This window comes from Lamprocystis purpurea DSM 4197 (genome assembly GCF_000379525.1).
GTDB classification, from domain to species: domain Bacteria; phylum Pseudomonadota; class Gammaproteobacteria; order Chromatiales; family Chromatiaceae; genus Thiodictyon; species Thiodictyon purpureum.
Genome location: NZ_KB902375.1, coordinates 58,028 through 71,919 on the forward strand (window position 1 = coordinate 58,028; position 13,892 = coordinate 71,919).

Genomic DNA, 13,892 nt, shown 5'->3' on the forward strand with positions numbered 1-13,892 from the left:
ACGCGGGACTGACCTTTCCGCGGCAAATTCGCCGCGGCCTCATTGAAGCACTAATTAGGAAGGAACGCGAGGACGCGGGACTGACCTTTCCGCGGCAAATTCGCCGCGGCCTCATTGAAGCACTAATTACTCACTATAACAAGCTGGATTCCACAAGCTTTCCGCGGCGAATTCGCCGCGGCCTCATTGAAGCCGGTTGAAGGCGCCGGAGAACGCCTGAGCGGTAGGGGCCTTTCCGCGGCGAATTCGCCGCGGCCTCATTGAAGCAGCGTGCCGGCCGTGTCATCCATCGTGGTGATCCGCACTTTCCGCGGCGAATTCGCCGCGGCCTCATTGAAGCATCTTGCGGAAGCACGGATTGCCCCAGTTGACCCGGCTTTCCGCGGCGAATTCGCCGCGGCCTCATTGAAGCCATTACTAGCTGAGTTTGGCCCGAACCGGATATATGTACTTTCCGCGGCGAATTCGCCGCGGCCTCATTGAAGTGAGGGCGTCGGCGGTGGTGGTGATGACCCCGGAGCCGTCTTTCCGCGGCGAATTCGCCGCGGCCTCATTGAAGCGAAATTCGGCCAGCGCCCCGCGGGTTCGACGCCCCCCTTTCCGCGGCGAATTCGCCGCGGCCTCATTGAAGCGCGGTATTGCTCGGTGAGGATCGCCAGGGCCGCGCAGCTTTCCGCGGCGAATTCGCCGCGGCCTCATTGAAGCGTCCTGCACGGCCTTAAACTCGTCCAATTGCTGCCGCTTTCCGCGGCGAATTCGCCGCGGCCTCATTGAAGCGCCGGCAACGCCGACCGCCACGGCCCGGTTGACCAGCTTTCCGCGGCGAATTCCCCGCGGCCTCATTGAAGCTTGGCTTCCCAGAATGGAAATCTAGCCTTGCGCCCACCTTTCCGCGGAGAATTCGCCGCGGCCTGATTGAAGCAGAGAAAGCCCGAGAAGGCTCAATATGGATTCCGGACTGTCCACGAGTTGTTATGACACGAGCAGTGCCAACAGCGGAGTCAGCAGCCCTTTTCCACGGCTGCGTGTATTGTGAACAAACTGAAAGAAGCCCAAGTAGAGCGGTAATTTCTCTTGCGAGATCCCGCGATGGGGTCGCAGCCAGGAACGCAGCAACGACCAGAAGCCTTCCATGGTGTTGACTTGGATCTCATGAAAGCCGTCACCGTCCTCGTCACGCGCAGACTCCCCGCGGCTGTGGCAGACGGTTTTGTGTTCATAACCCCACTCTGTCAGCCGACAGTAAATGACGTACTCATCTGTATGCACACGGGTTCCAGGGGCGATAAAGGTCTCGATCAGGGGCCGGATCGTTTTCTGCTGGACATTCTCCAGCATGCGGATGACCACCGCTCCACCGCGCTGAATCATTCCGAGAATCGGCGGTTTTTCCGTCGCGAGGGTACCCCGTCCACGTGCTCCCTTGAGTCGCCGCCGCCGCCCCCGGCGTCTTTTTCTTTGGACCGGGCCCGGATGTCCTTTGTGACCCGCGATGGCGTAGACCTCATCGCACTCCACCTCCCCAGACAACACGGGTTCAGGCTGGCGCTCAACGATCCCCGTGCGCAGTTGCTCGGTCATCCGCTGGGCATCGTTCGGATTGAGACCGAGTTCCTCGGCAATCTGTGCGTTGGATAGATTCAAGCCCATGAAATATAAACATAGAATCCATGTCTTTAACGGCTGATGATGGCCAGCCAACACGGTCCCGGTCAGATCGTCAAAATAGCGCAGGCCGGCCCCACAGCGGTATTTCTGCCGCGCTGGCTGGGTCGTATCATGTCCCTGCTTCGTGATCAGCGACGCCTCGCAGTGGGGGCAAAGAACACCCTCTGGCCAACGCAACTGACGGAGTTCGTCGTAGCACTTGGCGTCGTCCAGCAGGTTTTGAAGGTTGATCATCGGCGGGAAACTGTCCGTTAGCTTGTTTGAGTTCTAACGCGTAGTGTACGCTTGGACCACCCTGAGAGCGAGTTAGACTCAGCAGTCCGGAACCCATATTGAGCCGAGGACTATTTATGAGCACGCTGACCATTCGATTGCCCGACGACACCGCCGAGCGCCTCAAGGCACTGGCTCGCAGCCGGAGACTGAGTATGAACAAACTGGTGGAGGAGTTGAGCGCCCAAGCCCTGTCCGCATGGGACACGGAAAACCACTTTCGGGCCTTGGCGGCAACCGGGAGTGTGCAACAGGCGCTGGCCATCCTCGACCGGTCGGACGCTGAAGATCGCGCTGCAACCCATTGAGACATCGCCGCCCGGCAAGGTCTGGATGGCCACCCAGGTCCGGTCGGGCGAGGATCGGCTCGACCACCTCGGACAGCAGGTCGACGGCCTCTTTAACGCCGGTGATGGGCTTGTTTTCAAGTTGGTACATGTGTCCGACGCAGTTGATCGTGTCCTGCAAATAACCGCCGATACGGTGACTCCCCCGCACACGCGAGGATCGACCTGTACGGGAGAAAATTGTAGAGGTTGGAACTCGTGACACCGCTCCGCGGTGTCACGCTCTCCTGGCACTCCGCGCCCCGACCCCTGGTACTGAGATGCCCCACGCATACATAATGGCAGGCACTCCCAGCCAACTCCGGGAGCCTCGTCATGGGCCGCTCGCGTTACCGCTTCGCAGAACCCGACCGCCCGCATTCCCGATACGGCCGAACTCACCACGAAACAGGCCGACAATGGTCTGGTTCATAGCTGGCCCGAGATCACCCGACTAGCCCAGGCGGCCGCGAGCCCAACAACGTCCGTGCAAGGCGGGCTCTTCGACGATCAGGAAAACGAAGCCATGCAAATCGAAAGTATCGAGATCAACAATTACCGGCTGTTCCGTCATGCCGTTCTCAGCGACCTGCCACGCATGTCCGTCGTTGTCGGTGCCAATGGCTCGGGAAAATCGACGCTGTTCGACGTGTTCAGTTTCCTAAAGGAATCGCTAACGCAGAACGTAGCCTCTGCGGTTGCGCGACGCGGTGGCTATCGGGAGCTGGTGAGCCGGGGCGAAACAGGTCCGATCGAGATCGTCGTGAAGTTTCGCGAGAGCGGGGGCCGACTCGCGACCTATCAGTTGGCGGTGGCCGAAGACGGGGGCCGGCCCGTGGTGCATCGTGAGGTACTCAAGTTTCGCCGCGGGCAGTTCGGCCAGCCGTGGCACTTTGTCGACTTCTCCCGTGGCCAGGGCAACGTCATCACCAACGAGGCGGCCTACGGCCAGGCCGGGGTCGAGGCGCAACGCAAGGAACATGTCCTCGATGACCCGAGTGTGCTTGCGATCAAAGGTCTCGGTCAGTTTAAAGAGTTTCGCGTCGTCGCTGAATTCCGCAGTCTGATCGAGAACTGGCACATCTCGGACTTTCATATCGCGGATGCCCGATCGAGCGCCGAAGCCGGTTACGCCGAGCACCTCTCGACCTATGGCGATAACGTGGCACAGGTCGCGCACTATCTCTACCAGAACCATCGGGATCGCTTCGATCGGGTGCTGGAGGTGATGAGCGAGCGTGTGCCGGGGGTCAATCGCGTCGAAGCGAAGCCGACTGAAGACGGCAGGCTGGTGCTTCGTTTTCAGGACGGGAGCTTCAAGGACCCGTTCATCGCCCGTTATGTCTCCGATGGCACGATCAAGATGTTTGCCTACTTGATCCTCCTCTACGACCCGAAGCCCCATCCGCTGCTGGCCGTGGAGGAGCCCGAGAATCAGCTCTACCCGGAGCTGCTCGTGGAACTCGTGGAGGAGTTTCGCGACTACGCGCGGCGCGGCGGCCAGGTGTTCGTTTCCACTCATTCGCCGGATTTTCTCAATGGCGCGAGACTGGATGAGATCTATTGGCTGGTGAAGGCCCAGGGATTCACGACCGTACAGCGAGCGTCGGACAGCGAGTTGCTTCGCGACCTTTGTGCCGAAGGCGATCTGCCTGGCGCCTTGTGGAAACAAGGCTTGTTCGACGGCGTCGGGCTGCGATGAACCGGGTCATTTTCTTACTGGAAGAGCCATCCATGCGGATCTTACTGGACGGACTCCTGCCGCGGCTTTTCCCGGGGCTGCCGTTCCTGTGCGTACCCCATGAGGGGAAGCGCGATTTGGAGCTGAGTATCCCGCGCAAACTGCGCGCTTGGCGGGAACCCGGCGCCCGGTTCGTGGTCATTCGCGACAACGATGGCGGCGACTGCCGCACGCTGAAGGCGGCTTTGGGGGCACGCTGCAAGTCAGGCGGTCGGGATGACGTGCTGGTGCGCATTGCCTGCCAGGAATTGGAGGCCTGGTACCTGGGAGAGCCGGACGCCCTAGCGGATGCCTTCGGTATGGAGCAATTACGCGGTCTGAGCGGGCGCGCGAAATTCCGTGACCCGGACGCGGTTCGCAGGCCTTCCGCGGAGATCGAGCAGTTGATCCCGTCGTTTCAGAAAGTCTCAGGCGCACGCCGATTGGCCCGCTATTTGACGCGCGAACGCAACCGATCAACGAGCTTTCATGCATTTATTCAGGGTCTCGACACGCTTGCCGCCGCGCTTTCGGCAGTTCCGACTTGCTCCCCTGCTTCCTCCCGCGAGCCGGATGAGGGCGGCGTACCCCGACAACATCCCATCAGAGATGCGCCATGAACCCTGTATTGACGGAAGCGCCGTCTTATCGCGCCCGATCCAGGAACACCCTGAACTCGGTGTGCTGCCCCGGCTCCGACTGCACGACGGCCTTGATCATCGTTCCAGCCAGCACTGCTCACATGGAGTCCAAGGCTTCAGCCGGCCGGAACCATGATCAAGGCCTCGCCGTGCAGCCACACCAGCGGTTTGTCGCGGTCGCTCATCGGCTGGAAAGGCATGTCGGATTCGGCATATTTACAACTGGAGTGCGGACGCCAGGGCGGTCATATGGCAGTTTAGTGTGCACTACCAAAGAAGATATAGGCGCCAACAACCGCCGCGGTGAATCCGGCCAGGTCGGCGATCAGCCCCCCGGCGACCGCGTAGCGGACCCGCTTGATGCCGACGGCGCCGAAATAGACGGCGAGAACATAGAACGTGGTCTCGGTACTGCCTTGAATAATACATGCAAGACGACCGGCGAATGAGTCGGCACCGCTGCTTTGCATGGTTTCGATCATCATGGCACGGGCGCCGGAACCGGATAGGGGCTTCATTAGCATCGTCGGCAGTCCGTCGACCCAACGGGCGTCGAATCCGGCGGCGGTGACCAGATGGGCGGCCGCCTCCATGGCCATGGCGAGTGCACCGCTGGCGCGCAATAAGCCGATGGCAACCAGCATGGCGACGAGGTAGGGAATGATGGTGACGGCGGTCTGAAAGCCCTCTTTCGCACCCTCGATGAAGGCCTCATATGCGTTGACCTTCCGCCACAGGGCAGCAACCAGGAAAGCGATGATGATCGCTAACAGCAGGAAGTTACTGAGCAAAGACGATGTCGCGGCCATCTCGGCAGGCGGCAGCCCGGCGAAGTACAGGGCCAAGCCGCCGATCGACAGGGTCAGGCCGGCGATCCAAGCCCATATCACCGGATCGAGCCGAATGCGCTGTCGCGCGGCGACAAAGGCAAAGCCGGCGAGTGTCGAGCAATAGGTCGCGATCAGGATTGGAATGAAGACGTCGGTCGGATCGGCCGCGCCGAGTTGTGCCCGGTACGTAAAGATGGTGACTGGCAGCAGGGTGATGCTGGAGGCATTGATGACGAGAAATAGGATCTGTGCATTGCTCGCCGTGTTCTGGTCCGGGTTGAGCGTTTGCAACTGCGTCATCGCGCGGATGCCGATCGGGGTGGCCGCATTGTCGAGGCCGAGCAGATTAGCCGCCATATTCATGGTGATCGACCCCAAGGCCGGGTGACCCGGCGGCACCTCCGGAAAGAGCCGGGCAAAGAGCGGTGCCAGCAGGCGCGCCAGGGCATCGAGAAAGCCGACGCGCTCGCCGATCTTGAGTATTCCCAGCCACAGGGACATGACACCAGTGAGTCCGAGGGCGATCTCGAAGGCGAGTTTGGCATTATCGAACCCGGCCTTCATCAGTTTGGCGAAGATATCGGGCTGGCCGCCGATAAAGAACTGGAACAAGGCGCAGATGAAGGCGGTGAGGAAGAAGCCGATCCAGATCAGATTGAGCATCGTGGGTGAATTCGATCAAAAACGCATTCACGAATCATCGGGTCCGAATGCCGGCTGGCGGCGGGCCGGCCAGCGGTCCCGGTCGCGGCTTCGCCGCCGCGTTTGCAAATACTTTTACAATGTCATGGCGTGAGAACGAGAGACTCGGTTTTCAGATAAGGCGTCCTTAGGATTTTGGTGTCCGCTCCTGATCCTAACGTCCGGATCCTCGCGGCCACATCCGGATCCAGCCGTGATTCAGAGGGAAGCGCGGTTGATCCTAACTAGTAGCTTGCTGGGATTGGTCGGATTTCTAGCAACCCTGCCTGCGAAAGCCGCATTGAGGATGTGTATGCCCTTATTTTCTCCCCAATCTGTCTCCTCTTCGCACTCCTTGAGCCATTGGAAAAGCCGCGGGAAATGACGATTTTCACCGACGTCTTTTGGCTCCCACGCTCCAGCGTCGCGTCCTCGCACTGGCCGCTGGAGCGGCCAAGACGGCATTCCCACGCGGAGCGTGGGAACGAGAAAAAAAGCATAAGCTAGACGAAAACGGCATCGATGGCATGGTGCAGCGTTGCCCGGATATCCTCATCATCGGTAATGGGATCGACCAGCGCCATGCGGCTCGCTTCGCGCGGCGGGATGCCCTCGTCCATCAGGTTGGCGGCATAGACCAAGAGGCGGGTGGAGATGCCTTCATCCAGTCCGTGCCCTTTGAGGTTGCGCGCCGCGGCGGCGATCTTGACCAGGGCGGCGGCCAGTTCCAGGCTGGTGCCGGTCTCGGTGGCGACGATCCGGGTCTCGAGGTCCGCCGGCGGGTAGTCGAAGACCAGGGCTGAGAAACGCTGTTTGGTGGACTGCTTCAGGTCCTTCATCAGCGATTGATAGCCGGGATTGTAGGAGATGACGAGTTGGAAGTCCGCATGGGCGGTGACGACCTCGCCCTTTTTGTCCAGCGGCATGGCGCGCCGGTGGTCGGTCAGCGGGTGGATGACGACGGTGGTGTCCTGGCGGGCCTCGACGATCTCGTCGAGATAGCAAATGGCGCCGATGCGCGCGGCGACGGTGAGCGGGCCGTCGAGCCAGCGGGTGCCGGTGGCGTCCAGCAGATAGCGGCCGACCAGGTCGGACGCGGTCATGTCCTCGTTGCAGGCGACGGTGATCAGCGGTTTGCCGAGGCGCCAGGCCATGTACTCGATGAAGCGGGACTTGCCGCACCCGGTCGGTCCCTTGACCATGACCGGAAGACGGCGCTTGTAGGCCGCCTCGTAGAGTGCGATTTCGTTGCCCAGGGGCTGATAGAACGGCTCCTGGCTGATTTTGTACTGCTCGATGTCGATGCGCATGGCGGCTCGCGTAAGGTTGCGGGTGAAGTGATAGCCTTCTGACCTGATATCCGGACAAACCCTTGGTGTAGGGGCGGGTTTGAAACCCGCCCCTACGTTCGATTATCACGTCCGCCGGCTAGATGAATCGCCTGAACGAAAAAAGCCCCCGCACCGCGGGGGCTTTTGCTCCGATCCTGGTCAGCGATCCGAACCGCTTACTTGTGCGCGACCGCGGCGCCCAGCTTGTCGCGCCAGCCGGGGAAGAGCTTGTCGGCATCGCCGGGGAAGGAGGCGAAGGCCCGGGCGAATTCCTTGTGCTCCTTGGCGAATTCGATCGGATCGGCACCGGCCTTCCAGCACTCGTAGGACTGGCGCAGCGAGATGGCGCCGGCCGCCGGGGAGTCGATGTGGCCGTAGGCGCCGCCGCCGGCGGTGTTGATGACGTTGCCGTGGCCCAGGTTCTCGAAGAAACCGGGCAGACGCAGCGCGTTCATGCCGCCGGAGATGATCGGGGTGGTGGGCTTCATGCCGTACCACTTCTGGTAGTAGACCGGACCCTGGCACTCGTCGCGCTCGATCATATAGGCGATGATCTTGTCGTCCGCCCCGCCTTCCATCTTGCCGTAGCCCATGGTGCCGACGTGGATGCCGGAGGCACCCTGCAGGCGGGAGATCTTGGCCAGCACGAAGGCGGTGTAGCCGCGCCGGGAGGACGGCGAGGTGATCATGCCGTGGCCGGCGCGGTGGTAGTGCAGGTACTGGTTGGGGTACTGACGCCGCGCGGTGGTGATCATGCCGGGGCCGCCGACGAAGCCGTCGACCAGGAAGGCGACCTTGTCGGCATCGGGCCCGAAGGTTTCCAGGATGAAGTCCGCCCGGGCGCACATCTCGTAATGATCGTCGGCGGTGATGTTGGCGGAGAAGAGCTTGGCCTGACCGGTCTCGTCCTGAGCGCGCTTGAGCGAATCATAGACCAGCGGGTAGACCTTCTTGGCCGGGCAGAACACCTGGTTGCCCTGGGGCTCGTCGTTCTTGATGAAATCGCCGCCGAGCCAGAACTGGTAGGCGGCCGCGGCGAAGGGCTCGGGGCGCAGGCCGAGCTTGGGCTTGATGATGGTGCCGGCGATGTAGCCGCCGTCCTTGATCGGGCGGCCGAGGATGCGCCACATGTCGGAAATGTCCTTGGCGGGACCATCGAACAACTGGATGGCACGCTCGGGGACATAGAAATCCTGAATCTGGCCGTATTCGATGTCGCCCATGCCCTGGTTGTTGCCGATGACCAGCGTCAGGAAGGACACGATCATCATGCGCCCGTCGGTCATGTTCCGGTCGAACAGCTCCAGCGGGTAGGCGATGCGCATGTCTTCCTGCGCCTCGTCGATGTAATACACCAGCGCGTCGACACCCTTGGTGAAGTCGTCGGTGGTGCAGACCTCGACGTTGGTGCCGGTGGACGATTCGGCGGCGAAGTGCGCGGCGGCCTCCAGGTAGCCGTAGCCGGCCTTGGGCTTCATACGGTAGGCGACGAGGATGTGCTTGCCGCCCGCGATCAGGTCGGCTTCGGTCAGGCTGAGGTCGGAGTAGCGGGCGGACTGGTCAAGCGCCATGGAATTCCCCTGTAAGGAGTGAGTGTGGCCGAAGCCGGGTTGGTGCGTGCGCTGCACGGGCCGTGTCTGCTCACGGAGCCCTCGCGGGTCCGGAGTCCGGCCGATTTCCGTGCAGTCCATACGCCTATAATTTACGAGTATTTGCGATATAAGTACATTCTAAGTATGTTATGGATTCGATAACCCAGAGGTTATAACTCAAGTCAGTCGATGCACATCACACTGCGCCAACTCCGCGTCTTCGAAGCCGTCGCGCGCCACCTGAGCTACACCAAGGCGAGCCAGGAACTGCACCTCAGTCAACCAGCCGTGTCCATGCAGGTCCGCCAACTGGAGGACGATGTCGGCATCCCGCTGTTCGAGAAGCTCGGCAAGAAAACCGAACTGACCGAGGCCGGGCGCGAGCTGTTCAACTATAGCCGCAGCATCAACCGCTCGCTCCTGGAGCTGGAAGAGGTGATGCAGTCGCTGAAGGGGGTCAGCAGCGGCTGCCTGCATCTGGCCGTGGCCAGCACCGTCAACTACTTCGCCCCGCGCCTGCTGGCGGTCTTCCACCAGCGCTATCCCGGCATCGCCCCGCGGCTGGACGTGACCAACCGCGAGGCCCTGATCCGGCTGCTGGAGAACAACAGCGTCGATCTCGCCTTGATGGGACTGCCGCCGACCGAGGTGGAAGTCGAGTCCGAGGCTTTCATGGAGAACCCGCTGGTGGTGATCGCCCCGCCGACGCACCCGCTGGTGGGTGAGTCGGAGATTCCGCTGACCCGGCTGGCGCAGGAGACCTTCGTCATGCGTGAGGCCGGCTCCGGCACCCGTCAGGCCATGGAGCGGTTCTTCAAGGAACAGGGGATGCCGATCCGCCACGGGATGCAGATGACCCGCAACGAGGCGGTGAAACAGGCCGTGCGCTCGGGACTGGGGCTGAGCGTGGTGTCGCTGCACACGATCGAGCTGGAACTGGAAACCGGGCGGCTCAAGGTCCTGGACATCGCCGGCTTCCCGCTGCGGCGCCAGTGGCACCTGGTTTACCGGCGCGCCAAGCGGCTCTCCCCCGCCGCCCGCGCCTTTCGGGACTTCGTGGTGCAGGAGGCGGCACAGATCGCCGGCCCAGGACCCCTGCCGACCGTCGACACGACGCTCTTATAGCCGACGAACGCGATAGCCGGTCGTAGGGGCGGGTTTCAAACCCGCCCCTGCACAGAAGGTCTGCCTGGATGTCAGATGCGAACGCCATATATGAGCTGCGCCGACCAGATCGTGCCCGCTGCACCAAGTCCACAAGGAATGCAATGTTGATTGAATTGCGCGGAACCCGTGCCTCTCGACTAAACTAGCGCGCGATCTATCGTTCTCCGCGACCGGCACCCGCCCCTGAGGCGACGGTCGCGGCGAGGTGAGACTCCCCCCGCAAGCGGCGCACCGCCCCGCGGGGATCGGGCGCCCCCGGCGCGGCCAGCAAGACGAAAGCGAAAAATCATGCCTCACCGGCACCCGCTGCTTTACTCTATTGATCATCCATCGGATCTGCGCAACCTCGCCGAGGCGCAGTTACCGCAACTCGCGGGCGAACTGCGCAGTTTTCTGATCGACTGTGTTGCCCAAACCGGCGGCCACCTGGCGGCCGGGCTCGGCGTCGTCGAGTTGACCATCGCACTGCACTATTGCTTCGACACGCCCTGGGACCGCCTGGTCTGGGATGTCGGCCACCAGGCCTACCCGCACAAAATCCTCACGGGCCGGCGCGACCGCATGTGCTCGCTGCGCCAGGAAGGCGGCTTGTCCGGCTTCCCCAAGCGCTGCGAAAGCGAGTTCGACACCTTCGGGGTCGGTCATTCCAGCACCTCGATCAGCGCTGCCGCCGGGATGGCGCTGGCGGCGCGCGCCCGCGGTGAACGCCGCCAGGTGGTCGCGGTGATCGGCGACGGCGCCCTGAGCGGCGGCATGGCCTTCGAGGCCATGAATCACGCCGGGGCACTGGACGTGGACCTGATGGTGGTCCTGAACGACAACAAGATGTCCATCTCCCCGCCGGTGGGGGCGATCAGCAACCATCTCTCCCGCCTGCTGTCCGGCAAGCTCTACACCACCGTGCGCGAGGGCAGTAAGAGCGCGCTCAAGGCCATGCCCCAACTGCGCGAGTTCATGGGCCGCTGGGAAGAGCACATGAAGGGCATGGTGATGGGCGGCACCCTGTTCGAGGAGCTCGGCTTCAATTACATCGGCCCCATCGACGGCCACGATGTCCACGCGCTGATCCGCACGCTGCGCAACATGCGCGACATCCCCGGCCCGCGGGTGCTGCACATCGTGACGCAGAAGGGCCGCGGCTATGAACCCGCCGAGGGCCAGCCGGTGACCTATCACGGCGTGACCCCCTTCGACCGCCAGACCGGTCGACTGCACAAGGGACTACCCGGAGCGCCCAGCTATACCCAGGTGTTCGGCAGTTGGCTGCACGATACCGCGGAGGAAGACCCGCGACTGGTCGGCATCACCCCGGCGATGTGCGAGGGTTCGGGGCTGACCGCCTTTGCCAAGCGCTTCCCCGAGCGCTTCTTCGATGTCGGGATCGCCGAGCAGCATGCCGTCACCCTGGCCGCCGGCATGGCCTGCGAAGGGCTCAAGCCGGTCGTCGCCATTTACTCCACCTTCCTGCAGCGCGCGTACGACCAGCTGATTCATGACGTGTGCCTGCAGAACCTGGACGTGACTTTCGCCGTGGATCGGGCCGGACCCGTGGGCGCGGACGGCGCGACGCACGCCGGCAGTTTCGACATCAGCTTCGGCCGACCGATCCCCAATCTGATCATCCTGAGCCCGTCCGATGAAGGCGAGTGCCGGCAGATGCTGCGCACCGCCTATGAGTATCCCGGCCCGGCTCTGGTCCGTTATCCGCGCGGCAACGGACGCGGCGTGGTCATCGACCCGCACGCGCCGGCCCTGCCCATCGGCCGCGGCCGGCTGCTGCGTCAGGGTCAACACATCGCCCTGTTGGTCTTCGGCACCCTGCTGGCGCAGGCCGAAGTGGTCGCGGACGGACTCGACGCCTCGGTCGCCGACATGCGCTTCGTCAAGCCTTTGGATGAGGATCTGATCCTGGATCTGGCGCAGGGTCACGATTTGCTGGTCACGATCGAGGACAACGCCGTGGCCGGCGGAGCCGGCAGCGCGGTGGCTGAACTCCTCGCCGAACGCGGTGTGCTGGTGCGCTGTATCCACCTAGGGCTGCCCGATCGGTATGTCGAACACGCCGAACAGTCCGCCCAGCTCGCCGACTGTGGGCTGGACGCCGAGGGAATCACCGCCCGCATTGAGGAGGAACTGCGCAACCTCGCTCCGGAACTGGCCCGGCGGCCCACCGCCATCGCGGTCTGAGGACAGATCCCCGGCCACATGCTCCCGACCGGATCCTTCACCCGCGCCCCCGGGCGACCCCACCGCGGCTCGGCCGGCCGGGTCCGGCGCCCCGCCCTGGGCGCGCTGGCGGCGGGGCTGGTGTTGATCCTGATCGGGATCAGCCTCCCGCTGGTGCTCGGTACCCAGGCGCAACGCGCCTACCAGGATTTGCTCGGCGCGGTCGGTGATGCCCTGCCGGGCGCCACGGTCGTCTTCTCCCGGTACGACCGCGGTTGGTTCAGTTCGACCGCCAACACCGAGTGGGCCTTGGCGGCATCCGGCACGCAGCGTCTGCGGCTCGACAGCCGGATCGAACAAGGCCCCTTCACCTGGTTCAGCCGCGAGAGTTTTCCCGTGCTCGCCCGTGTCCAGACCAGGGCGGAATGGATCGGCACGGCCGTTGAATTGCCGCCGCTGCTGGTGACCACCCACATCAGCACCGACGGCAGCGCGGTCGGCCGGCTCCTGGTGCCGGCGACCGCTCAGCCGCGCCGCGACGACCTCCCATGGCTGCGCACCACGGACCTGACCGGCACGGTGCACTTCAGCCCCGCGGTGCCGACCGTGCTGATCGAGATCGACCTGCCCGCGGTCGCGTTGGTCACCCCGACCGGACCCCTGGCCCAGTTGACCGACGCCCGGCTCCGATCCGATCTGCGCGGCTGGACCGGCGGGCTTTACACCGGGACCACCCGCCTCACGATCGGTGCCGCCCGGTTCGGCGGCACCGGCGCTGAGCCGGCCAATGCGTCTTCGACCGCAACCGAACCCCACCGACAGCTGCTGCCCACCGGGTTGCCGGATACGCCCCCGGCCGCCCCCGCCGGCGCGGCGGCCCTGAACGGGCTCACGATCGACCTGACCCAGGTACCGAATGACCGCAATCTGGACATCCAACTGCAGGCGCAGGCCGACGACTTGCAGCTCCGCGGACAGGATTACCGCACGGCCAAGGTCGGAATCAGCGCCCGGTCGCTCGATGGCGAATCACTCACCGACCTCATCGAAGCCCTTCAGACACTGTCATCCACCACCCGGACCCCGGCACTGCGCGGTCTCGTCGGGCTCACCCTGGTCACCCGTCTGCTGCCCCGGTTCCTGGCGGCCGGCCCGCGCTTCGACCTCGACCCGGTGCGGCTCGACACCCCTGATGGGCCGGTCAACCTGCAGCTACGGGTCGCGGCCCCCGCGGCGGGCGACGGCAGCGTCACCCGCGGATCGAACGCCGTGACCTGGCTGACCGCCATCACCGCAGAAGGCGCCGTCACGCTGCCCGAGTCGGTCGCCCGCGACTGGCTGGAGCCCGGACCACGGCTGGACCGCTGGCTGGATGAAGGCTGGGTCTCGGCCCGCGACGGACAGGTCAGTTCCACGGTGCACCTGGCCGACGGGGTGCTCACCGTCAATGGTCGGATGCTGCCGATGCTGGGACCGACCGGCGGGTTCCGCTAAACC

10 protein-coding genes and 1 CRISPR repeat array are annotated in these 13,892 nt (G+C 63.6%); of the genes, 6 read left to right on the top strand and 4 right to left on the bottom strand.

All coding sequences use genetic code 11. From position 1 onward, the window contains the following. Nucleotides 1-13: 13 nt before the first annotated feature. Nucleotides 14-921: a CRISPR direct-repeat array (repeat unit 35 nt; unit sequence CTTTCCGCGGCGAATTCGCCGCGGCCTCATTGAAG). A 51-nt stretch (nucleotides 922-972) separates the two neighbouring features. Continuing rightward, entirely contained in the window at nucleotides 973-1,902 is a 930-nt protein-coding gene (locus tag A39O_RS0103790) for an IS1595 family transposase (protein WP_020503376.1), read from the bottom strand. A 116-nt stretch (nucleotides 1,903-2,018) separates the two neighbouring features. Here A39O_RS0103790 and A39O_RS0103795 point away from each other — a divergent pair, with 116 nt between their 5' ends. The 3 genes from A39O_RS0103795 to A39O_RS31865 all read left to right on the top strand — a co-directional run bounded on the left by A39O_RS0103795 (nucleotide 2,019) and on the right by A39O_RS31865 (nucleotide 4,607). Then, nucleotides 2,019-2,249, top strand: coding sequence for a ribbon-helix-helix protein, CopG family (locus A39O_RS0103795; protein ID WP_020503377.1), 231 nt, complete (start codon nucleotides 2,019-2,021; stop codon nucleotides 2,247-2,249). A gap of 544 nt (nucleotides 2,250-2,793) precedes the next feature. Further along, complete coding sequence (locus A39O_RS0103800; protein ID WP_026199146.1) at nucleotides 2,794-3,969, top strand: AAA family ATPase; 1,176 nt, start codon at nucleotides 2,794-2,796, stop codon at nucleotides 3,967-3,969. Nucleotides 3,970-4,001: 32 nt separating this feature from the next. Beyond that, entirely contained in the window at nucleotides 4,002-4,607 is a 606-nt protein-coding gene (locus A39O_RS31865) for a DUF4276 family protein (protein ID WP_211211532.1), read from the top strand. A gap of 278 nt (nucleotides 4,608-4,885) precedes the next feature. Here A39O_RS31865 and A39O_RS0103820 read toward each other — a convergent pair whose 3' ends face one another. From A39O_RS0103820 to A39O_RS0103830, 3 genes are all read right to left on the bottom strand, one after another. Then, nucleotides 4,886-6,121, bottom strand: a complete 1,236-nt coding sequence (locus A39O_RS0103820; RefSeq protein ID WP_020503381.1) for a nucleoside recognition domain-containing protein — start codon at nucleotides 6,119-6,121, stop codon at nucleotides 4,886-4,888. Between the two features lie 521 nt (nucleotides 6,122-6,642). Further along, a complete protein-coding gene (locus A39O_RS0103825; protein ID WP_020503382.1) occupies nucleotides 6,643-7,449 on the bottom strand; it encodes a CbbQ/NirQ/NorQ/GpvN family protein in 807 nt (268 codons plus the stop codon). Nucleotides 7,450-7,646: 197 nt separating this feature from the next. Continuing rightward, nucleotides 7,647-9,041, bottom strand: a complete 1,395-nt coding sequence (locus tag A39O_RS0103830; protein WP_020503383.1) for a ribulose-bisphosphate carboxylase — start codon at nucleotides 9,039-9,041, stop codon at nucleotides 7,647-7,649. 210 nt (nucleotides 9,042-9,251) lie between these two features. On the opposite strand from A39O_RS0103830, the gene A39O_RS0103835 reads away from it, so the two are divergent. The 3 genes from A39O_RS0103835 (at nucleotide 9,252) to A39O_RS0103845 (ending at nucleotide 13,889) form a co-directional block, all read left to right on the top strand. Then, nucleotides 9,252-10,187 carry a LysR family transcriptional regulator gene (locus tag A39O_RS0103835; protein ID WP_020503384.1) on the top strand — a complete coding sequence of 312 codons (936 nt, stop codon included), beginning with the start codon at nucleotides 9,252-9,254 and terminating at the stop codon, nucleotides 10,185-10,187. 330 nt (nucleotides 10,188-10,517) lie between these two features. Then, a complete protein-coding gene (dxs, locus tag A39O_RS0103840; RefSeq protein ID WP_020503385.1) occupies nucleotides 10,518-12,416 on the top strand; it encodes a 1-deoxy-D-xylulose-5-phosphate synthase in 1,899 nt (632 codons plus the stop codon). 18 nt (nucleotides 12,417-12,434) lie between these two features. Continuing rightward, the gene (locus A39O_RS0103845; RefSeq protein WP_020503386.1) at nucleotides 12,435-13,889 is read left to right on the top strand and encodes a DUF945 family protein; all 1,455 of its coding nucleotides are present in this window, start codon (nucleotides 12,435-12,437) and stop codon (nucleotides 13,887-13,889) included. Nucleotides 13,890-13,892: the final 3 nt, after the last annotated feature.

Coding starts and splice junctions, on each gene's coding strand:
- A39O_RS0103790 (WP_020503376.1), bottom strand. CDS start 1,902: ATGATCAACCTTCAAAACCTGCTGGACGACGCCAAGTGCTACGACGAA.
- A39O_RS0103795 (WP_020503377.1), top strand. CDS start 2,019: ATGAGCACGCTGACCATTCGATTGCCCGACGACACCGCCGAGCGCCTC.
- A39O_RS0103800 (WP_026199146.1), top strand. CDS start 2,794: ATGCAAATCGAAAGTATCGAGATCAACAATTACCGGCTGTTCCGTCAT.
- A39O_RS31865 (WP_211211532.1), top strand. CDS start 4,002: ATGCGGATCTTACTGGACGGACTCCTGCCGCGGCTTTTCCCGGGGCTG.
- A39O_RS0103820 (WP_020503381.1), bottom strand. CDS start 6,121: ATGCTCAATCTGATCTGGATCGGCTTCTTCCTCACCGCCTTCATCTGC.
- A39O_RS0103825 (WP_020503382.1), bottom strand. CDS start 7,449: ATGCGCATCGACATCGAGCAGTACAAAATCAGCCAGGAGCCGTTCTAT.
- A39O_RS0103830 (WP_020503383.1), bottom strand. CDS start 9,041: ATGGCGCTTGACCAGTCCGCCCGCTACTCCGACCTCAGCCTGACCGAA.
- A39O_RS0103835 (WP_020503384.1), top strand. CDS start 9,252: ATGCACATCACACTGCGCCAACTCCGCGTCTTCGAAGCCGTCGCGCGC.
- dxs (WP_020503385.1), top strand. CDS start 10,518: ATGCCTCACCGGCACCCGCTGCTTTACTCTATTGATCATCCATCGGAT.
- A39O_RS0103845 (WP_020503386.1), top strand. CDS start 12,435: ATGCTCCCGACCGGATCCTTCACCCGCGCCCCCGGGCGACCCCACCGC.